This window comes from Streptomyces sp. NPDC048461 (genome assembly GCF_055587105.1).
Genome location: NZ_JBVJGW010000016.1, coordinates 129,727 through 154,123, shown reverse-complemented (window position 1 = coordinate 154,123; position 24,397 = coordinate 129,727). Strand labels below are relative to the sequence as shown.

At 72.1% G+C, this 24,397-nt stretch carries 20 protein-coding genes, 1 tRNA gene and 2 pseudogenes; 16 read left to right on the top strand and 7 right to left on the bottom strand.

Features of this window, described 5'->3' with window-relative positions; translation table 11 throughout:
- The first annotated feature begins 300 nt into the window (after positions 1 to 300).
- From ACZ6S8_RS26045 to ACZ6S8_RS26020, 6 genes are all read left to right on the top strand, one after another.
- A complete protein-coding gene (locus ACZ6S8_RS26045; RefSeq protein ID WP_469459613.1) occupies positions 301 to 2,310 on the top strand; it encodes a sensor histidine kinase in 2,010 nt (669 codons plus the stop codon).
- Between the two features lie 35 nt (positions 2,311 to 2,345).
- Entirely contained in the window at positions 2,346 to 2,780 is a 435-nt protein-coding gene (locus ACZ6S8_RS26040) for a roadblock/LC7 domain-containing protein (RefSeq protein WP_469459611.1), read from the top strand.
- 170 nt (positions 2,781 to 2,950) lie between these two features.
- Complete coding sequence (locus ACZ6S8_RS26035) at positions 2,951 to 3,292, top strand: DUF742 domain-containing protein (protein WP_469459724.1); 342 nt, start codon at positions 2,951 to 2,953, stop codon at positions 3,290 to 3,292.
- Positions 3,270 to 3,890: a GTP-binding protein gene (locus tag ACZ6S8_RS26030; protein ID WP_469459609.1), complete on the top strand. Its 621-nt coding sequence runs from the start codon at positions 3,270 to 3,272 to the stop codon at positions 3,888 to 3,890. The genes ACZ6S8_RS26035 and ACZ6S8_RS26030 overlap by 23 nt, the downstream gene beginning before the upstream one ends.
- Positions 3,887 to 4,432, top strand: a complete 546-nt coding sequence (locus tag ACZ6S8_RS26025; RefSeq protein WP_469459607.1) for a GAF domain-containing protein — start codon at positions 3,887 to 3,889, stop codon at positions 4,430 to 4,432. Before ACZ6S8_RS26030 ends, ACZ6S8_RS26025 begins: the two co-directional genes overlap by 4 nt.
- 207 nt (positions 4,433 to 4,639) lie before the next feature.
- Positions 4,640 to 5,002, top strand: a complete 363-nt coding sequence (locus ACZ6S8_RS26020; RefSeq protein WP_469459605.1) for an MmcQ/YjbR family DNA-binding protein — start codon at positions 4,640 to 4,642, stop codon at positions 5,000 to 5,002.
- A 22-nt stretch (positions 5,003 to 5,024) separates the two neighbouring features.
- Here ACZ6S8_RS26020 and ACZ6S8_RS26015 read toward each other — a convergent pair whose 3' ends face one another.
- Together ACZ6S8_RS26015 and ACZ6S8_RS26010 are read right to left on the bottom strand one after the other, a co-directional pair.
- Complete coding sequence (locus ACZ6S8_RS26015) at positions 5,025 to 5,939, bottom strand: transketolase family protein (RefSeq protein WP_469459603.1); 915 nt, start codon at positions 5,937 to 5,939, stop codon at positions 5,025 to 5,027.
- Positions 5,940 to 5,988: 49 nt separating this feature from the next.
- The gene (locus ACZ6S8_RS26010) at positions 5,989 to 6,690 is read right to left on the bottom strand and encodes a transketolase (RefSeq protein WP_469459601.1); all 702 of its coding nucleotides are present in this window, start codon (positions 6,688 to 6,690) and stop codon (positions 5,989 to 5,991) included.
- 149 nt (positions 6,691 to 6,839) lie between these two features.
- On the opposite strand from ACZ6S8_RS26010, the gene ACZ6S8_RS26005 reads away from it, so the two are divergent.
- A tRNA-Pro gene (locus ACZ6S8_RS26005) sits at positions 6,840 to 6,913 on the top strand.
- Between the two features lie 98 nt (positions 6,914 to 7,011).
- Here the strand turns inward: ACZ6S8_RS26005 and ACZ6S8_RS26000 are convergent.
- Together ACZ6S8_RS26000 and ACZ6S8_RS25995 are read right to left on the bottom strand one after the other, a co-directional pair.
- Complete coding sequence (locus ACZ6S8_RS26000) at positions 7,012 to 7,905, bottom strand: tyrosine-type recombinase/integrase (RefSeq protein ID WP_469459599.1); 894 nt, start codon at positions 7,903 to 7,905, stop codon at positions 7,012 to 7,014.
- A 323-nt stretch (positions 7,906 to 8,228) separates the two neighbouring features.
- Positions 8,229 to 8,405 (bottom strand): annotated as a pseudogene (locus ACZ6S8_RS25995) (helix-turn-helix transcriptional regulator); the annotation flags it as partial.
- Positions 8,406 to 8,927: 522 nt separating this feature from the next.
- On the opposite strand from ACZ6S8_RS25995, the pseudogene ACZ6S8_RS25990 reads away from it, so the two are divergent.
- A pseudogene (locus tag ACZ6S8_RS25990) lies at positions 8,928 to 9,110 on the top strand (hypothetical protein); the annotation flags it as partial.
- 399 nt (positions 9,111 to 9,509) lie between these two features.
- Positions 9,510 to 12,509, top strand: a complete 3,000-nt coding sequence (locus ACZ6S8_RS25985; protein WP_469459597.1) for an AfsR/SARP family transcriptional regulator — start codon at positions 9,510 to 9,512, stop codon at positions 12,507 to 12,509.
- A 45-nt stretch (positions 12,510 to 12,554) separates the two neighbouring features.
- On the opposite strand, the gene ACZ6S8_RS25980 is transcribed toward ACZ6S8_RS25985, so the two are convergent.
- Together ACZ6S8_RS25980 and ACZ6S8_RS25975 are read right to left on the bottom strand one after the other, a co-directional pair.
- Complete coding sequence (locus ACZ6S8_RS25980; RefSeq protein WP_469459595.1) at positions 12,555 to 12,707, bottom strand: hypothetical protein; 153 nt, start codon at positions 12,705 to 12,707, stop codon at positions 12,555 to 12,557.
- Between the two features lie 104 nt (positions 12,708 to 12,811).
- Complete coding sequence (locus ACZ6S8_RS25975; RefSeq protein ID WP_469459593.1) at positions 12,812 to 13,186, bottom strand: hypothetical protein; 375 nt, start codon at positions 13,184 to 13,186, stop codon at positions 12,812 to 12,814.
- A 214-nt stretch (positions 13,187 to 13,400) separates the two neighbouring features.
- Between ACZ6S8_RS25975 and ACZ6S8_RS25970 the strand changes: the two genes are divergently transcribed.
- Together ACZ6S8_RS25970 and ACZ6S8_RS25965 are read left to right on the top strand one after the other, a co-directional pair.
- On the top strand, positions 13,401 to 14,189 hold the full coding sequence (locus tag ACZ6S8_RS25970; RefSeq protein WP_376396312.1) for a thioesterase II family protein: 789 nt from the start codon (positions 13,401 to 13,403) through the stop codon (positions 14,187 to 14,189).
- A gap of 222 nt (positions 14,190 to 14,411) precedes the next feature.
- Positions 14,412 to 15,698, top strand: coding sequence for a helix-turn-helix domain-containing protein (locus tag ACZ6S8_RS25965; protein ID WP_469459591.1), 1,287 nt, complete (start codon positions 14,412 to 14,414; stop codon positions 15,696 to 15,698).
- Between the two features lie 174 nt (positions 15,699 to 15,872).
- On the opposite strand, the gene ACZ6S8_RS25960 is transcribed toward ACZ6S8_RS25965, so the two are convergent.
- The gene (locus ACZ6S8_RS25960) at positions 15,873 to 17,204 is read right to left on the bottom strand and encodes an MFS transporter (protein ID WP_469459589.1); all 1,332 of its coding nucleotides are present in this window, start codon (positions 17,202 to 17,204) and stop codon (positions 15,873 to 15,875) included.
- Between the two features lie 241 nt (positions 17,205 to 17,445).
- On the opposite strand from ACZ6S8_RS25960, the gene ACZ6S8_RS25955 reads away from it, so the two are divergent.
- From ACZ6S8_RS25955 to ACZ6S8_RS25935, 5 genes are read left to right on the top strand one after another with little or no spacing between them, the layout of a single operon-like run.
- A complete protein-coding gene (locus tag ACZ6S8_RS25955; RefSeq protein ID WP_469459586.1) occupies positions 17,446 to 18,753 on the top strand; it encodes a cytochrome P450 in 1,308 nt (435 codons plus the stop codon).
- On the top strand, positions 18,740 to 21,970 hold the full coding sequence (locus tag ACZ6S8_RS25950) for a non-ribosomal peptide synthetase (RefSeq protein WP_469459584.1): 3,231 nt from the start codon (positions 18,740 to 18,742) through the stop codon (positions 21,968 to 21,970). Before ACZ6S8_RS25955 ends, ACZ6S8_RS25950 begins: the two co-directional genes overlap by 14 nt.
- Before the next feature lie 14 nt (positions 21,971 to 21,984).
- Positions 21,985 to 22,254 carry a phosphopantetheine-binding protein gene (locus ACZ6S8_RS25945; RefSeq protein ID WP_365781143.1) on the top strand — a complete coding sequence of 90 codons (270 nt, stop codon included), beginning with the start codon at positions 21,985 to 21,987 and terminating at the stop codon, positions 22,252 to 22,254.
- Positions 22,255 to 22,260: 6 nt separating this feature from the next.
- On the top strand, positions 22,261 to 23,430 hold the full coding sequence (locus ACZ6S8_RS25940; RefSeq protein ID WP_469459582.1) for a 50S ribosomal protein L11 methyltransferase: 1,170 nt from the start codon (positions 22,261 to 22,263) through the stop codon (positions 23,428 to 23,430).
- The gene (locus tag ACZ6S8_RS25935) at positions 23,427 to 24,185 is read left to right on the top strand and encodes a thioesterase II family protein (protein WP_376396293.1); all 759 of its coding nucleotides are present in this window, start codon (positions 23,427 to 23,429) and stop codon (positions 24,183 to 24,185) included. Before ACZ6S8_RS25940 ends, ACZ6S8_RS25935 begins: the two co-directional genes overlap by 4 nt.
- Positions 24,186 to 24,397 lie beyond the last annotated feature (212 nt).

The window sequence follows — 24,397 nt, the reverse complement described above, 5'->3', positions numbered from 1 at the left end:
CCGGCGTCGGTGCGGGCCCGGCCGCCGCGGCCGCGCCCGGCTGCCGTGGCGCCTCGCTGCCGTGGCGCACCCCGCCCCGGCCCGGCGCATCCGGGGCGGGGCGGGGTGCGCCACGGCCGTGGGGGCGGGCCGGTGGAATCGGGCGGGTGTACGAGCGCTCCACCGGGAGCGGGAAGCACCCTGGCCAAGTTCCCCAACTCGCCGTCCGGGGTGTGACGGTGCGGTCTAGCGTGGGTAACCGGTGATCAACACCGGGCCCCGGGAACGCTGGGGGCCGGGCCCCACGTACCGAGGACCCAGATGTCCGGACTCCGCGCCGCCCGTCACTCCCCGTCGAGACACGCCGTCACCGGTCCGGCCCGGCAGATAAGGCCCCAGCTGGTCCGCGCCGCCGTCCTGCCCGCGCTCGCCGCCGGGCTCAGCGGCGCCGCCGCCGTGATCTTCACCCTCCAGCTCGGCGGAGGAGCGGGCGAGCGGGACGCGCGGCTGTGGCCCGTACTGACCGGGTGCGCGCTGCTCGTAGTCGGCGCCCTGGCCGCGGCCCTGCTCGGCGCCCAGCGCTCGGCCAGGGCGGTCCGGGACCGGTGCGAGGCGCTGCGCCGCTCCAGCGTGCGCGGCCGCCAGGAACTGCGCGCCGTCGCCGACCGGTTGGAGCGCGGCGAAGCTCCTGCGCGCCCGGTGCGCGGCGGCCCCACCGGACCACCGTCCGGCGCGGATCCGGCGGGCGTGGACGAGTTCTGGCTGCTCTCGCAGGAGCTGCGCGGCGCCCGGGAGCAGGCGCACGGCACCCTCGTACGGCTGGCCGGGCCGGTCGCCCCGTCCGACAGCGAGCGGAAGGTGGAGGTCTTCGTCAACCTGGCCCGCCGGCTGCAGTCCCTCGTCCACCGGGAGATCTCGCTGCTGGACGACCTGGAGGACACGGTCGAGGACCCGGACCTGCTCAAGGAGCTCTTCCACGTCGACCACCTCGCCACCCGCATCCGCCGCCACGCCGAGAACCTGGCCGTCCTCGGCGGCGCCGCCTCGCGCCGCCAGTGGACCCGGCCCATCGACCTGAGCGAGGTCCTCCGCTCCTCCGTGGCCGAGGTCGAGCAGTACACCCGGGTGAAGGTGGTGCCGCCCGCGGGCGGCAGCGTACGGGGCCACGCCGTCGCCGACGTGGTCCACCTGCTGGCCGAACTGGTCGAGAACGCCACCGTGTTCTCCGCCCCCGACACCGACGTGGTGCTGCGGGCCGAGCGGGTCACCGCCGGGATCGCGGTCGAGGTGGAGGACCGGGGCCTCGGCATGCCGGCCGCGGAACAGCACCGCATGAACGCCCTGCTCGGCGACCCCGACCAGATCAGCGTCCGGAACCTGCTCGCCGACGGCCGGATCGGCCTGTTCGTCGTCGCGGCCCTGGCCCGGCGGCACGGCATCGCCGTCGAGCTCAAGTCCAACATCTACGGCGGCGTGCTCGCCGTCCTCGTGCTGCCGCAGGAGCTGCTGGGCGCGGAGGCGCCGAGCGCCGCCGACGCGATGGGCGGCTCCCGCCCCACCTCTTGGGGGACCGGCGAGGGTACGGGGATGCCGCCCCTGGAGCCCGTACGGGTGGGGCCGCCGCGCCGGGAGTCCCCGGACGCGGTGCGGGCGCAGCCGCCGCGGGAGGCCGAGCCGCCCGGTACGGCCGAGCCCGAGCGGTGGGCCGCGGCCGGGCCGGAGCCGTGGGAGGCGGACCGGGCGGGGGCGCGGGGCGCGGCCGAACCGGGCCGGTGGGAAGCGGAGCAGCCGGCGCAGGCGGCGCCGTGGGGCGCGGCCGAACCCGCGCCGTGGGAGCCGGACCCCGCACGATGGGAGCCAGAACCCGCGCCGTGGGAGCCCGGCCCCGCGGCGGCGGATCCGCCGGGGTCGCGCCCGCCGGGCGGGCCCCTCGCCGGGGTCGCGGCCCAAGCGCCGTACGGGCGGGCCGAGGAGGCGGGAGCGTACGCACCCGTACCGCTCCCCGAGCCGCCGTACGGGCCCGCCGCGCCGCCGGAGGAGACCGGCGGACCGGGCGTACGGTCCGTGCCGGGGGAGCAAGGCGGGCCGGGCGTACGGTCCGTGCCGGGTGAGCAGGGCGTGGCCGCGGCGCAGGGCGTGCCCGCGGCGCGTGACGGCGGCGACCGGCCGTCGCTGCCCCGGCGCCGCGCCCAGCAGCACCTCGTCCCCCAGTTGCGCGAGGCCCCGGCCGCGCGCCGGGACGACACCGGCGAGCAGCCCCTGCACGACCCCGGCCTGATGGCCGCCTTCCAACGGGGCTTCGGCCAGGCCCAGTCGGACAACCAGGCATGATCCCGACCCCTCACCCCAGCAAGGAGCGCACCCCCATGGGAGGCGAAGTGGCGACGCAGACCGGCGGCCGGCTCTCGGACCTGGACTGGCTGCTCAGCGGCCTGGTGCAGCGCGTGCCCTACACGCGCAGCGCCGTGCTGCTCACCGCCGACGGTCTCGTGAGCTGCGTCCACGGCCTCGACCCCGACAGCGCCGACCACATGGCCGCGCTCGCGTCCGGGCTGTACTCGCTGGGCCGCAGCGCCGGTTCCCGCTTCGGGGACGGCGCGGAGGTCCGGCAGGTGGTGGTCGAGCTCGACACCGCGCTCGTCTTCGTGTCGGCGGCCGGCGCGGGCACCTGCCTGGCGGTCCTCGCCGACCGCGAGGCCGACGCGGGGGTGCTCGGCTACGAGATGGCGATGCTGGTCAAGAGCGTACGACCGTACCTGGGGGTCGCGCCCCGACGGCCGGCCGCCGACCCGGGGCGATGAGGACCGGGGCGATGAGGGCCGGCGCGGCGGGGGCGTGCGCGCCGGAGCGCCCGTACGGCAGCGGCGCCGGGCGCGACGCACCCGGGCGCGACGCACCCGGGCGCGACGCACCCGGGCGCGACGCACCCGGGCGCGACGCACCCTGGCTCGACGACTCGGCGGGCCGGGTGATGCGCCCGTACACCGCCAGCGGCGGGCGGACCAGGCCCGGTACCGCCCTCGACCTGCTCTCGCTGGTCACCGCGACCGGCGTGCGCCCGCGCGTCCCGCTCGGGCCCGAGCACGCCCTCGCGCTGCGGCTGTGCGCGGGCGCCGCCGCCGTCACGGTCGCCGAGGTGGCGGGTCAGCTGCGGCTGCCGGCGGTGGTCGTGAAGGTGCTGCTGTCCGACCTGATGCACCACGGCGCACTCGTGGCCCGGGCGCCCCGGTTCCCGGGCCGCGACGGCCCGCTCGCCACCGACGACCAGTCCCTCCTGCGAGCGGTGCTCGATGGCCTGCGCACGCGTCTGTGACACCGCGCCTCCCGCCCCCGCCCCCGCGACCCTGAAGATCCTGGTCGCGGGGGGCTTCGGGGCGGGCAAGACCACCTTCGTGGGCGCGGTGAGCGAGATCGAGCCGCTGAGCACGGAGGAACTGCTCAGCGACCACGGCGAGTCCGCCGACCCGCTGGACGGGGTCGAGGCGAAGACGGCGACGACCGTCGCGCTGGACTTCGGCCGGATCACCCTCGACGGGGGCAACGTCCTCTACCTCTTCGGCACCCCCGGGCAGCAGCGCTTCTGGTTCCTGTGGGAGGAACTGTGCGCGGGCGCCCTCGGGGCGGTGGTGCTCGCCGACACCCGCCGCCTCGCCGACTGCTTCCCGGCCGTGGACTTCTTCGAGCGGCGGGGGATCGGCTTCGTCGTCGCCGTCAACGAGTTCGACGGCGGGCACCGCTACGCGCCGCACGAGGTGCGCGACGCCGTGGGGCTCGGGCCCGAGGTGCCCGTCGTGCGCTGCGACGCCCGGCTGACGAGCTCCGGGACGGGGACGCTGGCCGCCCTCGTCCGCCACCTCCTGTGCACGTCCACGGCCAGATCATCGTCTTCGGAGTCGGGGGAACCGCCATGACGTACTACGAATCGACCGGACACCTGCTGCTCACGCCCGTGGACCGGGAGGCGCCCGCGCGCGCCGTCCGGCTGCGCGAACTGGGGCTGGGGGAGCGGACGGACGCCGAACTGGACTCCTTCGCCCGGCGCGTCGCCGACGACCTGGAGGTGCCGTTCGCGGGGGTCAACTTCGTCGGTGAGGAACGGCAGTTCTTCGCCGGACTGCACCACGCGCCCGACGCCCCGCAGAGCGGGTACCCCGCGCGCGTCCTCGCCCGCGACCAGGGCTACTGCCCGCACGTGGTGGTGCGCCGCCGGGCCCTGGTACTGGAGGACGTACGGGACTTCGCGCGCTTCGCGGGCAACGCGGTCGTCGACGAGAGCGGGGTGCGCACCTACCTGGGCGCGCCGCTGACCGACCGGCGAGGGATCGTGCTCGGCACGGTCTGCGCGGTGGATGTGGTGCCGCGAAGGTGGGGGACCGAGGGGCTCGCCGCGGTCAAGGAGCTGGCGGCCGAGCTGGTGGCGCTGGTGCACGAGAGGGAGGACCGGCGGGCCTGAGGCGCGCGGTGCGGGCGCTGGAGGCGATGCGGGCGGTAGAGGCGGTGCGGGCGGTGGCGCGCGGCGCGGGCGGTTGTCAGTGCCGGGGTCTACGGTCGGTGGACCGGGTTCCACCCGATGCCGGCCTGCCGGCGTCCCCCGCCTGGAAACCGGCACGGAGCGCCCCGCCCGGGTGCCCGGAACCGGACCTGGAGAGGAGCCGCGGGGATGGCCACGACCGCCGAGCACGTCCGTACGATCGCACTGTCGCTCCCGGACAGCAGCGAGAAGCTCGCCTGGGGGATGCCCACCTTCCGGGTGGGCGGCAAGGTCTTCGCCGCCCTGGCCGACGACGACACCTCGATCGGGATCAAGTGCCCCAAGGAGGACCGGGCCGAGCTGATCGCGGCGGAGCCGGAGAAGTTCTTCCTGCGCGAGGGCCACGACGACAACTACGCGTGGCTCCGGGTGCGCCTCGCGGCCGTGGGCGACGAGGCCGAACTGCGCACGATCCTCACGGACTCGTGGCTCCAGGCGGCTCCGAAGCGGCTGGCCGCGGCCCATCCGGAGCTGCGCGGGCCCGAGGACTGAGGGCCCGGGTGCCGGACCGCCCTCAGCGCAGCGCCGCGGCCGGCGTCAGGAACGCGCTGATCCGCTCGCGCAGTGCGTACGGGTCCAGCCCGTGGGCGGCGGTGTGCTCCTCCATCGTGCCGTAGCGCCGCAGCTCCGCCCGGCCCACGCCCAGCCCCAGCACCCGGTGCGGCACGTCGGCCAGGGCGCCGCCCGCGGCGGCCGCCGAGGTGCCGGCGAGGTAGGGCTCGACGAGGACCACGGCGGGCGCGGCCCGCCCGACGGCCGCGCGCAGCGCCGCGTCGTCGAAGGGGCGGACCGTGGCCGCGTACAGCACGGTCAGGTCGAGCCCCTCGGTGGCGGCCAGCACGTTGTCGAGCAGCGGCCCCACGGCGACCACCACGCCCGCGCGGCCCTCCCGTACGGTCCGCAGGCCCAGGCCGTCCACCGGTCGGGCCGCGGCGTTCGACTGCTGCGAGAGGCGTACGTACACCTTGTCGTCCCCGGCGGCGTAGGCGTGCCGCAGCAGCGCCTCGGCCTCGTCGGGGTGGCCCGGGACGTGGACCGTCCAGCCGTCCAGGGTGTCGAGCAGCGCCACGTCGCCCGGCGCCATGTGCGTGAACCCGCCGGCGGGCCAGTCGTAGCTGGCGCTGGCGCTGACCAGGACGCCGCAGGTGCCCTGGTGCCCGAAGTCCAGCTTGACCTGCTCGAACGGCCGCTCCACGAGGAAACTGGCGAACGTGTGCAGGACGGGCCGCAGCCCCGTCAGGGCCAGCCCGCCGCCGACGCCGACCAGGAGCTGTTCCCTGATGCCGACGTTGATCACCCGGTCCGGGTGGCGGCGCTGGGCGGGCCGGAACCCGTCCATGGTGATCTCGGCCAGCACGACGGCCAGCCGGGGGTCCTCGTCGAGCAGGCGCGACGTGACCGAGATGAAGCGTTCCCGCATGGTGTCCATGGTTGTCCTACCCCTTTTGTTCCTGCTACTGCTACTGCTACTGCTACTGCTACTGCTTCTTCTCGACGCGGGCGACCACGACGTGCGGCCGCCCGGGGTGCGGCGCGGTGAAGGCCGCCAGCAGGGCCGCGTGGTCCCGCCCGTCCACGGTCGCCGCCGACCAGCCGGCCGCCTCGAAGCGGGCGGCGATGCCGCCGGGCCAGCCGTGGGTGGCGGAGTCGTTGTCGACCACCACGGTGTGCAGCCGCTCCAGACCGGCCGAGCCGGCGTACGCGAGCGCCTCGTGGTTGCTGCCCTCGTCCAGCTCCGCGTCGCCGATCAGCACCCACACCGCCGGTTCGTCGAGCCCCTGCGCGCGCAGCCCGAGCGCGCTGCCCACGGCGAGGGGCAGGCCGTGCCCGAGCGAGCCGCTGCCGATCTCCACGCCGGGGATCAGGGTGCGGTCCGGGTGGTGGCCGAGGGGGGAGTCGTACGAGCCGAAGCCGTCGAGCCAGCCGACGGGGAAGAACCCCTTGGCGGCGAGCACGGCGTAGTACGCCATGGGCCCGTGCCCCTTGGACAGCAGGAACCGGTCCCGCCCCGCGTCCTCGGCGGTGCCGGGCGTGACCCGCAGCACGCGGTCGTAGAGCACCCACAGCACGTCGAGCGTGGAGGTGGCGGCGGGCCCGTGCTTTTCGGCCCCGGTCATGAGGCCGATCAGCCGGCCCAGGTCCTCGTGGCGGAACTCCGTGTCCGCGGTCGCCTGTGTCATGCACCGATCGTGCAACCTCAACCGGACTCGAGGTCAAGCCCTCCCCTCCGGGGCGACGGGAAGGGCAAAGGTGCGCGCGACCACCCCGGGAAGTGCGGTATTGTTCTCCTGCACGTTCAACCAGGGGAAAACCCCAGGTCAACGGGCATCGGGACGTGGCGCAGCTTGGTAGCGCACTTGACTGGGGGTCAAGGGGTCGCAGGTTCAAATCCTGTCGTCCCGACTCGAAAGAGTCGCAGGTCAGGGGCCGTTTCAGAGCATTCTGAAACGGCCCCTTGATCATTTCTGGGGACCAGTGGGGGACCAGCGCGCTTGACCGCGTCAGTTGGCGACGACGAGCGGTACGGGCAGCGACCGCGGGGCCCGAAGCGCGCTCAGGTGGGCGGAGAGAGCAGCGCCGGCCGCGGTGATCTTGTGCACGTCGGGGTGTAGGTAGCGCTGCGTGGTCGTGAGGGAACCGTGCCCGGCGAACTTGCGCAGGACGTGCACCTGGACCCCGGCGTCGGCGAACCATGTCAGACCCGTGTGCCGGAGGTCGTGGCGCCGCAGGTGCTCGTACCCGAGCTTGGTGACCACCTCGTCCCAGTGGGTCGCGTCGCGTAGGACCGCCGTGGTGATGCGGCCCCCGCGGGGGCCGGTGAACATGCGGGCGTCGGGGGCGGGGCCGGCGGCGAGTACACGCTGGGCGACAAGAGGCCGGATCTCCTCGATGATGGGGACTTGACGGGCGCGTCTGCCCTTGGTGCCCTTGTCGACCAAGCCGCCTGGGGCGGGCGTCGTCTGACGCCGTACCGTCCAGATCCAGTTGGTGGTGTCGATGTCCCCTCCCCGGCAGCCGGACACCTCGCCGATGCGGGCCGCGGTGCTCGCGGCGAAGAGGACCACGTCACCCCAGCCCTGGTAGTTGTCGTACGAGGCGGCAACCAGGGCTTCGGCCAGCTCTACCAGGGTCTCCCAATCGGGCAGAGCCAGCGCGCGCGGGTCGAGGAGTTCATCCTCGGCCTGCTTGTACAGCTTCTGCCAGCCGGTGACGCGGGCCGGGTTGACCTTGATGATCCCGTCGCGGACCGCCTGCTCCATGACGCGGACCAGGACGGCGATGGTGTTCTTGACGGTCGAGCGGCCGAGCTCGTCGGTGATCCAGTTCTGGACGGTGCGGTCGACAGCTCCGTTCGTGATCATCCGCACGGGCAGGTGCCCGAGCGTGGGAGTCACGCGCAGCCGCCATCCGGACAGATAGGGGTCCCGGGTTTTCAATTCCGGCCCACGTAGGGCCAGTTCCATGTTGGCATCGCCGTGCTCAGCGAGCTTCATGGTGGCGAGCGATGGACTGAGGCCGGCCTGCGCCGCCTCGATGATGGTCTGAATCCATGCCTGCGCCTCTTCTTCGCTGTCCTTTCCCTCGGAAAGGGACTGCCGGCGCTTGGTGGTCGGATCGAACCAGCGGACACGGGCTCGGTACGGGTTCGCTCGATCGGGGCGATATTCGACGTCGGTGGACAGCCGTACACCAATGGGAACGGATTCTATGTGTGCCATCAAGCCGCCAGCTGCGGGTCGATGCGCCGACTTCGCAGCCACTCCTCGACGTCAAGCGCGCTGTACATGATGACGCGATCGGAGACCTGCACGAAGGGAGGGCCCTGTGGTGGCCGGGCGGTGCGCCACCTGCGGAGAGTGGAGGCGTCGACCCGGAGCTGCTGCGCGAGGTCCTTGGCCGAGTACCAAGCACTACTGACGAGCTACATCTGCGGGGTTTCCTGAGTCTGGGACAGGGGGTGCGCGGCGGTCTCCTTGGATGAGGGGCGGACGGATGCGGGTTCGTGCTGCACGGTTGGGCGATCTCCGGGACACGGAACACCAGACGCAATCGCGGAATGGTCCAGGCTCTGTTCGCCGAGTTCTCAGTCGGAGAACGTATTGAGCTCGCGATGGGCTGAGCAGGGGCCGTTCCGGGCGGTGATGCGAGGTTGTCTTGATTCCATCGAGCGGGGCAGGACGAATCCAATGCTCCGGAGAATCCCCGGGTTGGCCAACCGGGGATCGTCGGATATGGATTGCGCGATGACCTGGACGCGTACGGCCACGCCGTGTCTGTCGGATCCCGTCGTCTCGACCGCACGCTCCCGAAAGCCGTGACGGCCTATCAGTAATAGTGCGGCGACTCGGGGGCGTCCACGCCAGGACGGCTGCAGAGGGAGGCAGGACCGCCAACCTGCCCCGTGTGCGGTAGCAGCGGAGGCTCGTCAGAACCGAGGCCGCAAAGGGATGAACTCATGGATAAGCACCCGCGCCGCAATCCGACCCCGCAAGTGGTGAGGAACGCCCTTGAGTTCCTGGTGTCCAAGGGCCGCATCCAGCGCCACAAGCAGAGGCGGTCGGTGATGTACACCCTGGTGACGCCGACTGACGCCGACTGAGTTTCCCCTGCGAACTCCTTGGGGCGCGACACATCGAGCCTCGCTTGCAGGTGAGGACGGGGGGAGCGGGACTCAGGGGCCCACGCGATGAGGTCGCATGCGCCGGCCCCCCCGGGGCAGCCGGACAGCTCCCCGCCAGACCCCTCGCAAGGCCGCGGCCCCGGTGCGTACAGAGGCATCAAACAGCGGTCTGTCAGCGCCTTTGGAGCCGGTGACATCTCCTCCGGGCCGTGCACTCGACGAGGGGAGGCAGTCCTGCCAGAGGCCTGCGCGACTCCGATCTCACGTTGCGTATCCAAGCGTGATCGCGGCGTCTATCATCCAGCTAACCAGGGGGTACGCGGGGGGCTACGGATGACGGAATCGGAATCCACAGGGACCGAACCGGACGAGAGAAAGTTGCGCTTCAACATCTGCGGGCCGTTGGAGGTGTGGACGGACGGGAACCGGCTGCGGCTCGGCGGAGCGATTCAGGAGCGCGTGCTCGTCATGCTGCTCCTGGAGCACGGCAAAGTACTGCCCGTCCCCCGTCTGGTGGCCGGTGTCTGGGACGAGGAGCCTCCGGCGACCGCCGCGCATCAGGTGCGCAAGGCCGTCGCCGACCTGCGCCGGCGGATTCCTCAAGGCAGCAGTGTGCTGGTCACCGACGGGCCGGGCTACCGCGCCGTGGTGTCGGTGCCCCAACTGGACCTGTGCGAGTTCGAGGCGCGGGTCCACGACGCCAGGCTGGCGTCGGCGGCGGGAGCGCCCGCCGACGCGGTCGAGGCACTGAACGCGGCCCTCGCGCTGTGGAGGGGCCCGGTGCTCTCCGGACAGGGCGGCCCTGTTGTCGACGCCTCGGCGGTAGCACTCGAAGAGGGGCGGCTGGCCGCGGCGGAGAGGTACTTCGATCTCCGGCTGCGCCTGGGCGAGGCATCGATGCTGGTGGTCGAACTGCGGGAGCTGGTCACCAGCCATCCGCTGCGGGAAGCCTTCCGGGGACAGCTCATGCTCGCGCTGTACCGGTCGGGCAGGCAGGCCGAGGCGCTGGGGGAGTACGGCGCCGTCCGCGAGTTACTGGCCGAGGAGCTCGGCATCGACCCCGGACCGGAGCTGACCCGGCTCCATGAGGGCATCCTCCGGGAGAGCCCGGAACTTGCCGCTCCCGTCTCCCCTCCGGCAGTGACTCCGGCCGTCACCCCTCCCACCGCGCACCGGGTGCCCTGCGACCTGCCGTACGACCTGGCGGACTTCACCGGGCGCGAGCGGGAGCTGAGAGAACTGCTGGCGTGCGCGCACGAGGCGGACGACCGCAGCCGGATCGTGGCGATCGACGGCATGGGCGGCAGCGGCAAGACCTCCTTGGCCGTACGAGCCGCCTACCGGCTCGCAGCCGCCCACCCGGACGGACAGCTGCACATCGACCTGCGCGGCCACACCCCCGGAGAGCAGCCCGTCACCGTGGGCACCGCACTCGACATCCTGCTGCGGTCACTGGATGTGCCGGGAGGGAGCATCCCGGAGGACGTGCCGGGCCGCACAGCGCTGTGGCGGTCCACTCTTGCGGGAAAGCGGGTGCTGCTCCTGCTCGACAACGCACCGGACGCCGCCGGCGTCGTCCCCCTGCTGCCCACGTCGCCCGGCTGCCTGGCCATCGTGACCAGCCGTGCGCGGCTGGTCGACCTGGACGGAGCGAAGTGGATATCCGTCGACGTGCTGGCCCCGGACGAGAGCGCCGCCCTGGTCGCCGAGACGGTGGGCGCACACCGGGTCGCCGCGGAACCCGAGGCCGCCAGGGAACTCGCCCAGCTCTGCGGGCACCTGCCGCTGGCCCTGCGCATCGCGGCCGCCCGGCTGCACAACCGGCCCCGTTGGACCGTGCAGTACCTGACCGACCGGCTTCGTGACGAGACCCGCAGGCTGGACGAGCTGAGTCTCGGCGAGCGCAGCGTCGCCGCCACCCTGCGACTCTCCTACCAGGCGCTGAACGAGGAGTGCCGTACCGCCTTCCGGGTCCTCGCGCTGCACCCGGGGGGCGACATCGACCTCTGCTCGGCAGCGGCGCTGCTGGGTCTGGCCACCCGGGAGGCCGAGGACGTCCTGGAGTTCCTGTTGGACGTCCACCTTCTGCAGCAACCGGAGATGGGCCTCTACAGCCTGCACGATCTGGTGCGCGCCTTCGCCCGGGGCCTGCTCTGCGGGACGACCGAGGAGGAGGACGCCACATCGGTCGGGCGGCTCCTCGACTACTACCTCGCGGCGACCGAGGTGTCGTGCGAGTTCCTCTTCCCCGGCCGGCGGCGGCGGCCCACCGGGGTGTCCGAGGCTCCCACCGAACTGCCCGACATCCACAGTGCCGCCCAGGCCGGGGCGTGGTTCGTGCGGGAGCACACCACTTTGCTCGCCACCGTCGACCTGGCCGAGGCACGCGGGTACGACCGGCATGCGGCCTGCCTGGCACGCAATCTGTCGTTCCAGCTCAACGCAAGTGGCTATCTTGAGGAGTTCGCGGATCTGAGCCGGACCGCGGTCGCCGCGGCCCGTCGCCTCAACGACCTGGCTCTCTTGGGTGTGGCCCTGTCCAACCTGGGCGTCGCCTGCTGGAAGCTCGGCCGCTTCGTGGAGGGCATCGAGGTGGCCGAGGAGGGGCGCAAGGTGGCCCAGCTTCTCGGAGACCGGCACACGGAAGCCCACTGCGGAAGCACGCTGGGTCTGTACAAGAGTCTCCTCGGACGCTTCCCCGAGGCGCTCGCCGACCTCCAGGAGGCGATCGCGACGGAAAGGGAGCTGGGCTCCGTCCGGGCCGAGGCCGAGAGCCTCACCATTCTGAGCGCGTTGTACGAGCAGTGGGGCCGTTACCGCGAGGCCGTCGAAGCGGCCCTGCGGGCCGTCGAACTCACGGGGCGGCTGGAGCAGCACGAGAACGAACTGGTGGCGCTCACCGATCTGGCCTTCGCCCACTTCGGCCTCGAAGAGTACGCCGAGGCCGAGGTACGGCTGGCGCGTGCGCGGGAGCTGTGCGACGGCACGCGGGAGCCGGGGCAGGTGGCCCTGGTCCTGGCCCTGTCGGCCGAGAGTGCCCACCGGCTCGGCCGCTCCCGGCAGGAGTCCGAGTTCACGGAGCAGGCCCGGGCCCTTGTCCGGCAGAGCCTTTCCCCGCTCCGCAGGGCCAAGGTGGAGAACCTGGTCGCGCGCCTGCTCCGCAGGAACCACCAGTACGACGAGGCGCTGACCGTGCACCGCCGCGCGTACGAACTCGCCTCCTCGGTCGGCTACCGGGCCGAGGAGGCGTACGCGCTGGCGGGCATGGCCGAGGCGGCCGGGGCACTGGGCGACGGACGCTCCGCCGACGAACATCGCGGGTCCGCCGAGGAGTTGTTCGCGGAACTGGGGATTCCCGGGTCCTGCCGCAGGAGCTGACCGCACCGGAGCAGGGTGCGGCGGAGTGCGGACCTCGGGCGGAGTTCACACCCTGACAGCGGTGGGTCCCTTGTCCTCGGCGATGACGTGGTATCCCTTCCCCGGTCCGTCCGACGCACCGGACTCCACCGCGGCCGCCGTGCCGAGAACCAGTACCGTCATGGCCACCGCGATGAGTCCCGCCAGATTGCGTCCCATGATTCCGCTTCCCCCCGCTTGGTGTCCTGCTGACGAGACAGACATTCGCCGAAGGGCTTCCCGAACGGTTCCTGTGCGGTTCCCGCCCCCGTTCCCCCGGAGATTCAGGGGGTCTTGTGACCGCCTTCGAGGAAGCACGCCGCGATGCGGGGGCCGTGCGCCGACAGGGTCACCTCGGTCCGTGCCGCTCCTTCCTGATGGTCGGTGAGATCGAGCAGAGCCGTGACCGTGGACCGCAGCACGGCCCGGTCCTCCCCGGTCACAGGCACACAGTCCTCGGACCGGAGTGCGACAACGCGGTGCATGCCGTCCGTGGTCATGGTCTCGATGGTGAATCTCCTTCCGGGCTCGGCGCCTTCGGCCCTACGAAAGGCCGCGGAGCTCCGGGAACATCGCTCCGTCGCCGCGAATTCCCTTAGGACGTCGCTCAGTTCGATCTCCACCAGGCCGTCATCGCGAGGGGGCGTGGGATGTGTCATGTGGTACTCCTCCGTGATCGTTCTTCCGGGTGGAAGGATCTCCGCACGCCATACCGTTCCTCTCCCGCGGCGTTACCTCGCCGACAACAGCCGCCATTTGCCGATGAGTTGCCCCTCTCTGTCCTGGCGGCCCGCCGTCCCGCACTGGGAGGCTCCTGTCCCGGACCGACGGTGCGGTCGTCCCGAGCAGGAGAAGGAACAGGGAGCCGAAAGCATGAGACCTGAGCCCCAGAGTCGCTGGATCACCGGCAGGTGCCGCGCCGGAACGCCGCGGGTACGGCTGATCTGCATACCGCAGTCCGGTGGTGGAGCCGGTGCGTTCTCCAGCTGGCGCGCGCACCTCCCGGACGGTGTCGAACTGGCTCCGGTCGAACTCCCGGAGCGGGGCACCCGGGCCCGCGAACGGATGCCGGTGGGCATGGGCGCCCTGGCCGACGCGCTCTACGAGGGGCTGCGCCCCGAACTCGACATGCCGTACCTGCTGTTCGGGCACAGCTTCGGCGGAATGCTCGCCTACGAGGTTGCCGTACGGGCCGAACGGGACCACGTGCGCGCCCCACTGGCCGCCCTGATCTCCGGCACCCGGGCTCCCCAGGTGCCGCCGCGTCGCAGGCTCGCCCACAGCGACGAACGGACCCTGCTCACCTGGCTGTCCGACAACGGAGGGCTGCCCGCCGAGTTGCTGGACTACCCTGCGTTCCTGACGGAGGTCACCCGGGCCGTACGGATGGACCTCGGCTACGCGGAGTCCTACCTCGTGCCGCAACCGACGCGGATCGACACTCCGCTGTACGCCTTCGGCGGGGCCGACGACCTGGTCACGCCGCCCGATGCCCTGCCGCACTGGGAGCGTTGCGCCGCCGGGGAGTTCACCGTCACGACGCTTCCGGGCGACCACGGATATCCGTACGCCGATCCCGGGGCGATGATGGCCGCGATCGGCCGACTGCTTCCCACCGGCCCGGCGGCAGTCCGGCCCGGGAGGGAGCCCGCACACAGCTGAGCACACAGCTGAAGCGGCCGGACGAAGCAGTCGCACGCCGCGTCGCAGGGTGTTCCCCGCGGCGCGGCGAGGGGCCATTCCCCGAATGGCCCCTTCCGGTATCCCCGCGGGAGGCGAACGGGAACGGTCGGACGGACACTCCCCTTGCCGACGCACCCGCTGGTGCGTCCCGCTGCCGGAAGCCTGCGGCAACGCCGCACGAAGGGAACTGGGGGAACTGGCATGTCCAACAACGCACTGGTCCGTTTGCGTCTGATGCGCGGATACACGCAGGAGGAACTCTCCGAGCTGTCGGGAATCAGTGTCCGGACCATCAGGAATCTGGAACGCGGGCAGATCGTCAAGCCGCGCCGCAGCTCCGTCGACATGCTCCTCGCCGTTCTCGACCCCGGCCTGCGCCAGGAATTGCATGCGTTGCCCGCCGACGGCGCGGACTCGTCCTCCTCCGCCGTCGCCGAATGGATGCACATGGTCAGCCCCGGCAAGGACGTCTGGCGAGGGCCGAAACCGCCGCGCACACCGATGATCGGGCGGGAGAGCGAAGTGCGGCAGATAGCGGAACTGGTGACTGGAAATCAGGTGACCGTGCTGACCGGACCCGGCGGAGTCGGCAAGTCGCGGGTGGCCCAGGCGGTCGCCGAAAAGGTCTGCCGCCTGTTCGCCGACGGCGTGGCCGTCGCCGAGATGGGCCGAATCCCCTCGGAACAGGACCTGGACCTCGACTCGGTCATGGAGCTGGCGTGGGGAGCCGTCGAGGGGCTGCTCGACGACGGGACGCCGGACACCGGACGGCGCCTGCTGCTGGTACTCGACAACACCGAGCACCTGCCGAGAACCACGGACCGGCTGGTGGACCGGTTGATCGCCGGCCATCCACAGCTGCGCATACTCATCACCTCCCGCCGCCCTCCGCGGTGGAGCGGGGTCACCCTCTGGGAGATCCCGTCGCTGACGGTGGAGGCGGCGGTGGAACTGCTGCTGGAAAGACTGAAGAGGGTCTGCCCGACGCTGGACCTGTCCGGTGAACGCGCACAGCTCGGCGAGCTGTGCCAGGACCTGGATCTGCTGCCCCGGCTGGTCGAGTTCGCGGCCCAGCGGCTGCGGATGGTGTCGCTGCCCACGCTGCGCTCCGACAGCCGTGCGCGGAGGCTGCTCGGCTCGGCGGACCACTCGATGCTGCCCCACCAGCAGTCGGTCGAGGCCAGCGTCCGCTGGAGCCTGAACCTGCTGGACGAACGTCAGCGGGACTTCCTGGCCGGTCTGGCCCGGCTCCCCGCGGCCCAGGTCCTCGCCGCGGACGGCCGGGGGGCCGCAGGCAAGGAGGCCTGGGACACGGCAGCGATCGACATGCTCTCCGAGCTGGTCGACTCCTCCCTCCTTCAGGTGGACCGGGGGAGCCGGTACGAGTACCGCATGCTGCGGCACGTCCACGCCTTCCTGGCGGCAGCGCCGGCCGCGGAGCCCCTCAGATCCGTCGCGGAGGAACAGGCCCTGGCGCTGAGCGGGTGAGCTCCCGCAGCACCATGGCCCCGTGGGGGGGGGGCCCCCCCCGGGGGCCCCCCCCCCCCCGCGGGGGGGGCGCCCCCCCCCCCCCCCCCCCCCCCCCCCCCCCCCACGGGGCTGTTCGCGCCCGCCCCGAGGCTCCTGCCCCGACCGGGCCACCGGGTGGTACGAGCCACGCGGTCAGGCCGCGGGCTGGAGGGACGGCCGCTCTGCGGTCGCCTCGTTCACCTCGTTGACCGGGGTGGCGAGGATGTCGAGCGACCGGGAAGCCGTGACCATGACACCGAGCGGAACCAGCAGGACGAGAAGCGCCAGGACGCCTCCCGCCACTCCGAACACGAAGACCAGACCGCCGGCCAGCATCGGGCCGGCCCACTCCAGCGAGTACGCCCCGAACCGGTTCACCGCCGCCACCCGGCCCAGCAGTTCGTCGGGGACGAGCTGCATGACGTACGTCTGCAGGATGACGTTGACGGGGACCGCGGTCAGCCCCGCCAGGCAGACGACCACGCCGATCTGCCACACCTCGGGCACCACTGCCGTGAGCGCGAAGGAACCCGTCAGCAGCCAGACCGACACGCACAGCAGAGGGCGTGCGGACACCCGCTTCATGACCGAGGAGGCGAACACCGCGCCGACCAGCGCCCCGGCCACCGCGGCACCGCTGACCAGGCCGATCTCGGTCGGGCCGCCGCCTCGGTGCGCGACCACGGCGATGAGCAGCAGAAGGAACGCCTGGTCGATCATGTTGAGCAGGGACGCCATGACCACGACGAACCGCAGGAAAGGATGCCGCCGGACGAACCCGATCCCCTGGCCGACGTCCTGGAGCATCGTGGTGCGCGGCCCGTCCGGCGCCCGGTCGGGCCCGAGCGGACGCCGGATGTTGAGCGCCCCCAGCGCGGCGAAGACGAAGGAGAGCGCGTCGGCGAAGAAGGGGATGCTGCGGCCGAGCCCGAACAGGACACCGCCCAGGGGCGGTCCCACCAGCTGCGCGGCCATGTCGCGGCTCATCGCCTGCCCGTTGGCGGTGGCCAACTGCTCCTTGGAAACGATCCGCCGGAGCGACGGCGTACTGGCACCGAGGATGACCCCTGAGCACAGTCCGCTCACCAGCGCGGTGACGGCCAGCAGCGGGATGCTGATGCGACCGTTGTGCACGGACAGGCCGACCGCGGTCAGGACCGCCGCCTGTACGAGCGGCACGGCCACCAGGATGGCGCGGCGCGACACCCGGTCCGCCAGCGCGCCGCCCCACAGCGTGGTGACGAGCACCCCGATGAGATTCGCCGAACCGATGAACCCGGCTTTCGTCACCGACCCGGTGAGGGACAGGGCCAGCAGCGGATAGGCGATGGACGAGACGCTCGTCCCCACCGCGGAGAGCGTATTGCCCGTCCACCATCCGAGGTAGTCCGTGTTCCGCCACAGCGAAACGACGGGGGCCTTGCCGTCGGCTCCTCTGCCATCGACTTCTTTGTCATCGGGCGCTCTGTCATCGGGCCGGTCCATCGAGGGGTCTCCTTCTGCTGACGATGCTCCGCCAGGAGCCTTGTGCAGTGCACCGGTTCACGGCCAGGCACGGCGCGGGCAAGGCCGTGGGCAATTCACCGGCCGCGAATCTGCCGGTCCGCTGCCTGGCGGCGGTGGCAGGCCCTGGACTCCAATCGACGCATCCCTTTCGAGCCACCGGAATTCCGGCGGCGATTCCCTTCCGCATGCGCCCTGCATGCCACGCACCGGAGGTCGCTTCGTGCATGCCGAGGCTTCTGGAACCACCTGGCCCGACGAGTTCCTCGACGCCGTCGACCTGACGGACCCCGAGACGTTCGCGGGAACCGATCTGAGCGGCTACTGGAGAACGCTGCGCCGGGAGCGCCCCGTCCACCGGCACCCCGGGGCCGAGGGCCGCCCGGGCTTCTGGGTCGTCAGCCGGTACCAGGACGTGATGACGGTGTACCGCGACACCCGGAACTACACGTCGGAGAAGGGCAACGTACTCGTCACGCTGCTGGCCGGAGGCGATTCGGCGGCAGGCCGCATGTGCGCGGTCACCGACGGCGCCCGGCACCGCCAGATGCGCAACGCGCTGCTCAAGGCGTTCTCGCCACGGGCCATGGAAGGCGTGACCCGCCGCGTGCGGGCCAACACCCGGCGGCTGGTCGCCGACGCGGTACGCCGGGGCGAGTGCGACTTCGCCACCGAGATCTCGGAGAACATCCCGATCTCCACCATCTCCGACCTGCTCGGAGTCCCGCACAGCGACAGGGAGTTCCTGCTGTCGCGGACCCGGGCCGCCCTCAGCTCCGACACGGCCGGCCAGTCCGTACCGGAGGCATGGGCCGCACGCAGCGACATCCTGCTGTACTTCGCCGACCTCATGGAACAGCGGAGGGGCCACGCGACCGACGACGTGATCACCGTCCTCACCAACAGCCTCGTGGACGGCAAGCCGCTGACCCGGGACGAGGTGGTGCTCAACTGCTACAGCCTGATCCTCGGCGGCGAGGAGACCAGCCGGCTCACCATGAACGACGTGGTCCACATGCTGGCCGGTGACGCCGGGCAGTGGCGGCGCCTGCGGGAGGGCAGTGTCACCCTCGACTCGGCCGCCGAAGAGGCCCTGCGCTGGGCCTCACCCACCATGCACTTCGGCCGGACCGCACTGAACCGCGTCGTGCTGGCAGGCCAGGAGATCCAGGCAGGCGACATCGTCACCGTGTGGCACTCCTCGGCCAACCGCGACGAGAGCGTCTTCGCCGCCCCCGACACCTTCGACCTGGGGCGTACCCCGAACAAGCACCTCACCTTCGGTTACGGACCCCACTTCTGCCTCGGCGCCCATCTGGCGCGGGTGGAGGTGACCGCGTTGCTCGACGCGCTGCGGACCTGTGTCGCGGAGATCGAGGTCACCGGAGAGGTCCAGCACTTCCACTCGAACTTCCTGACCGGGCTCAGTTCCCTGCCCGTCCACTTCACGCCGGACGAGAGGGGACTCGACACCCTGTCCGTTCCGTCGGCCCACGAGAGAGTTGAGGCCAGCCACCGTGCTTCCCGATGAGTCACACGACGTACACACCAGGGCGACCCGTGTGCAGGAGGGAATGCTCTCCGTCGAGGGCACCCTGACCGGCAGACCCTCCCCCTTCCACGTGCTCACCAGCGCCGAGATCACCGGTCCGCTCGACACCGGACGGCTCACCGTCGCGCTGGCCCGGGTCGTGCGGCGCAACTCCGCGCTGCGCACCGTCTTCACACGCGACGCCGACACGGGCATGGTCGGCCGCCGGGTGGCCCGCTCCCGGGGCCCGAAGGTCATCGAGCAGGAACTGCCGCCGCAGCCGCCGGGCACGGACGTGGTCGGCCTGGCCGAAAGGCTGATCTCCCCGCTGGCGCCGCAGCTGCTGCGACCGTACGCCGAGCCGCCCCTGGTCTTCGTACTCACCGCCGCCGGACCGGAGCGCACGGTGCTGTCCGTCCTCGCCCACCACGTGCTGCTGGACGGCTGGAGCTACGGCCTGCTGTGGGAGCAGATCGCCGAGGGCTACGCCGACGGGGACCCCGCAGACGCCGAGGCGCCGGGCATGGAGGTGTTCGTCGCGGCGGAGCGGACCGGGGTTGCTCCCGAAGCCGTCGCCGCCCGCGCGGCCCTGCTCGAAGGCTGGCCGACCGTCGTCGAACTGCCGGGTGATCTGGAGCGTCCGCAGACCCGTGCCTTCACGGGGGCCAGGGTTCCCTTCCTGCTCACCGAGGCGGCCCGGACGGGATGCGTCGAGCTGGCGAGCACCCTGAAGGTGAGCCGCAATGTCGTCCTCCTGGCGGCCTGGGCCCTGACGGTCGCCCGCCGCGCCGGACAGAACCGGCTGGTGGTCGGCGTGCCGACGAACGGCCGGACTTCCCGCACCACCATGCAGGTCATCGGCGGTGCCACCGGTCTCACCCCGATCGCCTGCGAGACACCGGCGGAGGCGAGCGTCGCGGACTACGTACGGCTGACGGCCCGGGCGCTGCGGGACACCTTCCGGCACGGTGACGTCCCCTTCGAGGACATCGCCACGGCACTCTCGACGGGCGCGGACCCGGCCCGCAACCCCCTGGCGCAGATCGTCTTCGCCGCGCAGAACGACGTACTGCCCGCGACGCTGACCGCGGGCGACGTGCGCTTCAGCATCCGCATCGGCCACACCGGCGGCACGATGTACGACGCGATGCTGCACGTGATGTCCTGGGATCCGGTTGCCGCGCTCGAACTCGAATACGCGACCACCGTACTGACGCCGGGCGAGGCCACCTCGCTGGCCGGCGGCTTCGACCGCGCGCTCGTCGACATGGCCGCCGACCCGGAAGGCCCGCTGGCCGCGATCACCACCGTGACCGGCGCCCAGCGCCGACTGCTGGACCAGTGGGAGCAGGGCACAGGTACCGAGCCCACCGAGGGACTGTGGCAGCTGATCGAGGCAGCGGCGGAGCGCCGTCCGGACACCGTCGCCGTCCGGGACGGCGACCCGGACCGCAGGGTGACCTACCGTCGGCTGATGGCCGCCGTCACCGCCCAGTCGGCCCTGCTGAGCGAGGCGGGCGTCCGTGAGGGCGACCGGGTGGCCCTCGTCGCCCCCCGTTCCATCGAGGAGATCATCGCCGTCCTGGCGATTCTCCGGACGGGTGCGGCCTATGTCGGCATCGACTCCGGCAGCCCCGCCAGGACGACCTCGTCGATCCTGGAACGGGCCGGGGTACGGGTGATCCTCGGCACAGCCGACGGGCTCGCGGCGCTGGGTCCGGCCACGGAAGGCCGTATCGCGATGGCGGTCGTCGATCCCGCGGACCCGCCGCGGACGGGACTGGCGCCCGCCGCCGCACCGGCGGACCCCGAACGCGCCGCGTACGTGGCCTTCACCTCCGGTACGACCGGGGTCCCGAAGGGCGCGATGGTTCCCTGCCGCGGCGTCGTCAGACTCGCCCTGGACACGGAGCTGTTCCCTGCGAGGGCGTACGAACGCTACGTCCGCCTGGCCCCGTTGGCGTTCGACGCCTCCACCATCGAGATCTTCTACCCGCTGCTGGCGGGCGGAACGATCGAGGTCCACCCCGACGCCCATGTGACCCCCAACGCACTGGCGACCTTCCTGGAGCGGCGCGAGGTCACCGGGATGTTCCTCACGTCCGGTCTCTTCCGGCTGGTGGCGGACTTCCGTCCGGACGCCTTCCGCGGTCTCGTCCAGCTGATGACCGGCGGCGACGTCATCTCTCCTCCGCACGTGGCGGCCATCGTGCGCGCCTGTCCGGGAATCCGGGTGACGAACGGCTACGGGCCCACCGAGAACACCACCATCACCGCCGCCCACCACATCGACGACCTCACCGGCGTCACCGGCGGCGCCCTGCCGATCGGGCGGCCGATCCTGGGTACCGGCATCAAGATCCTCGACGGTACGGGGCGCCCCGTGCCACCGGGCGGAATCGGCGAACTGGTCGCGTTCGGCGAAGGAGTGGCCCTCGGGTACGTGGGCATGCCGGACGAGACCGCTCGCGCGTTCGGCACCGACGACGACGGACGTCTCTTCTACCGCACCGGCGACCTCGCGCGCTGGGACGCCGACGGTAACCTGCGCTTCCACGGACGCCGCGACAGCCAGGTGAAGGTCCGCGGCTTCCGGATCGAACCCGACAGTGTGGCCCGGCTCCTGCGTCAACACCCGGAGGTGCACGACGCCACCGTCGCCGTGGTCTCCGTGGGGAACGGCGACAAGCAGATCCTCGCCGCCGTGACCCCGCAGGGCGTGACCCCGCAGGCCGCCGCGCTGAGGGCCTTCGTCTCCCGCACGCTACCCACCTATTCGGTCCCGCATCTGTGGACGGTGGTCGACGAGCTCCCCATGACGAAGAACGGCAAGATCGACATCGCCGCGCTGACGGCGGGAGCCGCCCCCGTCGGCACCGCCGCCACCCCGCCGGAACAGGCGGCGCACCCCGGCCGCGTACTGGAAGAGAAGGACCAGCAGCAGGCGCAGGCGCAGGAGCTGCCCTGCACGGGTGTCGCCTCGATGGAGGACATCATCGCCCAGGCCTGGCACGAGGTGCTCGGGCACCGGGACTTCGGACCCGACGACTGGTTCCTCGACGTGGGCGGCGATTCGCTCAGCCTGGTGCGCGTGCACACGATCCTCGACAACGCGCTGCCGGACCGGCGCCTCACGGTCGCCGATCTCTACGCCTTCTCCACCATCAGCGAACTGGCCGCGCTGCTCCGCGCCGACGACCACGCCCTTTCGACCTGAGAAGAGACCGGAACATGGATACACGTGACACGCACACCGCCGATGACATCGAACGATGGGTCGTCGCCACCTGCCGCGGCCTGGGCCTGCGGGTGGACGACGCGGACGTCGACTTCTTCTCGTGCGGCGGCACCTCGCTGGCGGCCATGCGGCTGATCGCCTCGGTCGAGGACGCCTTCGGCGAAGGAGTCCTGCCCCTGGACGCCTTCTACGACCACCCCGTGCTGCGGGAGATCGCCGGGCTCATCGCCGAGAACCGGCTCGCGACCCCGCAGGCGGGGTGATCGCCGATGACCGCTGCGACGAGCCTCGCCGACGGCCCGGTGTTCACCTCGCGGGAGGCGGGGGAAGCCCTGCGCTCGGTCGCCGCCCTCCTCCGGGAGGCGGAGTACGGCGAAGAACGGGCAGCCGGGCTGCTCCGGGCGCCAAGCTCCGGGCATCTGCTGAGCAATCCCGCCCGGTACGCCTTCTTCAGTGACCACACGCGCCCCGCCCCGGCGGACGCGCCGCCGAGCGTCCTGACGTCCCTGTTCCTCCTCAACCGCGCGGTGCCCGACCTGTGGGTGCACGCCGCGCTCAAGCCCGAACTGACCGACCTGCTCCAGGAACTCGCCCTCCTTACCAGGTCCGGCGACCACTACCTGGGCACCGCCTCCCTGACCCCCTACCGCTCCCGGTTCTTCCTGTCCGACCGGCTCTTCGACAACCCGGCTCCGCAGCAGGTGGTGACGAGGGACGCGGCCGAACTCGCCATGCCGCCGCACGCGTCCAGCCTGCTGGCACTCGACGCGGTCGACCGGATCGACGGGTCGTTCCTCGATGTGGGGTGCGGCAGCGGATTCCTGGCGCTGAACGCCGGCCCGGGATGCGGCCGGGTCGCGGGATTCGACCTCAACCCGCGCAGCGTCCGCTTCTCCAGGGCCAACGCCCTCCTCAACGGACGCGACGTCCGCTTCACGGTCGCGGACTTCACCGACCCGACCGCGCTCGGCCGCGCAGAGCTGGGCGACACCGGCAGGTTCGGCAGCCTCGTCTTCAACAGTCCGACCATGCCGCGGATCGAGGGCGATGCCGGCGAGTTCGGCCAGAGCACGGCACGGCAGGTGCTCCGGCGGACCGCGGCCGTCGCCCCGTACGTCCTGCGCCCCGGCGGCACCGCGCACGTACTGACCGTCGTCGAGGTGCCCCGGTCGGCCGGGTCGGCCCGCGAGGTCGTCGAGGGCTGGCTGACCGGCACCCACGCCGCCGATGTGACGGTCCAAGAGGTCGACTCCCCGTACCTCCGGGTCACCGAACGCCAGCTCCAGGACCGACGGCTGGACAGGCAGAGCCTGCTCTCGTCCGGAACCGCCCACGCACAGCAACTGCTGTCCGCCCTGGCCGCACGAGGCACCGGATCCGTCGTGCCGGTGCTCGTCGCGCTGCGGACCTCCTCCACAGAAGGGTCCAGATTCCCATGACCAAGGCACCGGACTGGATATTCCCCCTGCGCAAACCGACCGGGAGCCCCACCTCGCGGCTGGTCGTCTTCCCCTACGGGGCCTCGGGCCCGACGTCCCTGCGCCCCCTGCTCAACCGGCTGCCCGAGACGGTGGAGGTGCTGGGCGCCGCCCTGCCGGGGCGCGAGCGCCGCTTCGGGGAACCACCGGCCACCACGGTCGCCGAGATCGTGAGCGGCGTCGCCGAAGGACTGGCGGCACGGGAGGAACTGCCCACGTATCTCTTCGGCCACAGCATGGGTGCCGGACTGGCCGTGGCCTTCGCCCTGGCACATCCCGGATCCTGCGAGGGGCTGGTCCTCAGCGGGCGTCCGCCGCGCTCCGCCGGGCGCTCCGCCCTGCAGGGGTTCAGCGACGAGGAGATCGTCTCCTTCCTCGCCAGGGTCGGCAACACCCGTCCCGAGCTGGTCCGCGACGCGTTCTGGCGCGATCGGCTGCTCCAGCTGTTCCGGAGCGACGCCGCACTCGACCTGCGGACCGCGGAGGTCATCGCCGGAGGCGTCCTGCGGGAGCGGCTCCTGGTCCTGGGCGGCAGCGAGGACCCGGACATCGACGTGAGCGAACTGGGCGAGTGGGCGGAGCTGACCACCGGCGGATGCACGGTCGAGGTCTTCCCCGGCGGGCACTTCTTCCTCCTCGACACCGACACCAGCCAGGCGGTGCTCGACGCGATTGCCGGTCTCGTCCACGCCGTGTCCGAACCGCTGCCGGTCTGAGACCACGCGCGGCCCCCAGGTGGTGGAGGGCTTCCACGGAACGCACCAGGCATCCGTGGGGACCCTTCACCGCTTCCGCGTGCGCGCACCGGCAAGCAGGCAGACAACCGGCAGGGGCGGGCCGCCGCGCTTCACCGCTCAACTGCTCGTCCGCTGCCTGGAGTCGGCGGGCGGCCGGTCGGCAAGATCCGGGGGTAAGCCCGTGAGCCGGA

Coding starts and splice junctions, on each gene's coding strand:
- ACZ6S8_RS26010 (WP_469459601.1), bottom strand. CDS start 6,690: ATGACACAGGCGACCGCGGACACGGAGTTCCGCCACGAGGACCTGGGC.
- ACZ6S8_RS26040 (WP_469459611.1), top strand. CDS start 2,346: ATGGGAGGCGAAGTGGCGACGCAGACCGGCGGCCGGCTCTCGGACCTG.
- ACZ6S8_RS25970 (WP_376396312.1), top strand. CDS start 13,401: ATGAGACCTGAGCCCCAGAGTCGCTGGATCACCGGCAGGTGCCGCGCC.
- ACZ6S8_RS26020 (WP_469459605.1), top strand. CDS start 4,640: ATGGCCACGACCGCCGAGCACGTCCGTACGATCGCACTGTCGCTCCCG.
- ACZ6S8_RS26025 (WP_469459607.1), top strand. CDS start 3,887: ATGACGTACTACGAATCGACCGGACACCTGCTGCTCACGCCCGTGGAC.
- ACZ6S8_RS25945 (WP_365781143.1), top strand. CDS start 21,985: ATGGATACACGTGACACGCACACCGCCGATGACATCGAACGATGGGTC.
- ACZ6S8_RS25980 (WP_469459595.1), bottom strand. CDS start 12,707: ATGGGACGCAATCTGGCGGGACTCATCGCGGTGGCCATGACGGTACTG.
- ACZ6S8_RS26030 (WP_469459609.1), top strand. CDS start 3,270: ATGGCCTGCGCACGCGTCTGTGACACCGCGCCTCCCGCCCCCGCCCCC.
- ACZ6S8_RS26015 (WP_469459603.1), bottom strand. CDS start 5,939: ATGGACACCATGCGGGAACGCTTCATCTCGGTCACGTCGCGCCTGCTC.
- ACZ6S8_RS25935 (WP_376396293.1), top strand. CDS start 23,427: ATGACCAAGGCACCGGACTGGATATTCCCCCTGCGCAAACCGACCGGG.
- ACZ6S8_RS26045 (WP_469459613.1), top strand. CDS start 301: ATGTCCGGACTCCGCGCCGCCCGTCACTCCCCGTCGAGACACGCCGTC.
- ACZ6S8_RS26035 (WP_469459724.1), top strand. CDS start 2,951: ATGCGCCCGTACACCGCCAGCGGCGGGCGGACCAGGCCCGGTACCGCC.
- ACZ6S8_RS25965 (WP_469459591.1), top strand. CDS start 14,412: ATGTCCAACAACGCACTGGTCCGTTTGCGTCTGATGCGCGGATACACG.
- ACZ6S8_RS25975 (WP_469459593.1), bottom strand. CDS start 13,186: ATGACACATCCCACGCCCCCTCGCGATGACGGCCTGGTGGAGATCGAA.
- ACZ6S8_RS25960 (WP_469459589.1), bottom strand. CDS start 17,204: ATGGACCGGCCCGATGACAGAGCGCCCGATGACAAAGAAGTCGATGGC.
- ACZ6S8_RS25940 (WP_469459582.1), top strand. CDS start 22,261: ATGACCGCTGCGACGAGCCTCGCCGACGGCCCGGTGTTCACCTCGCGG.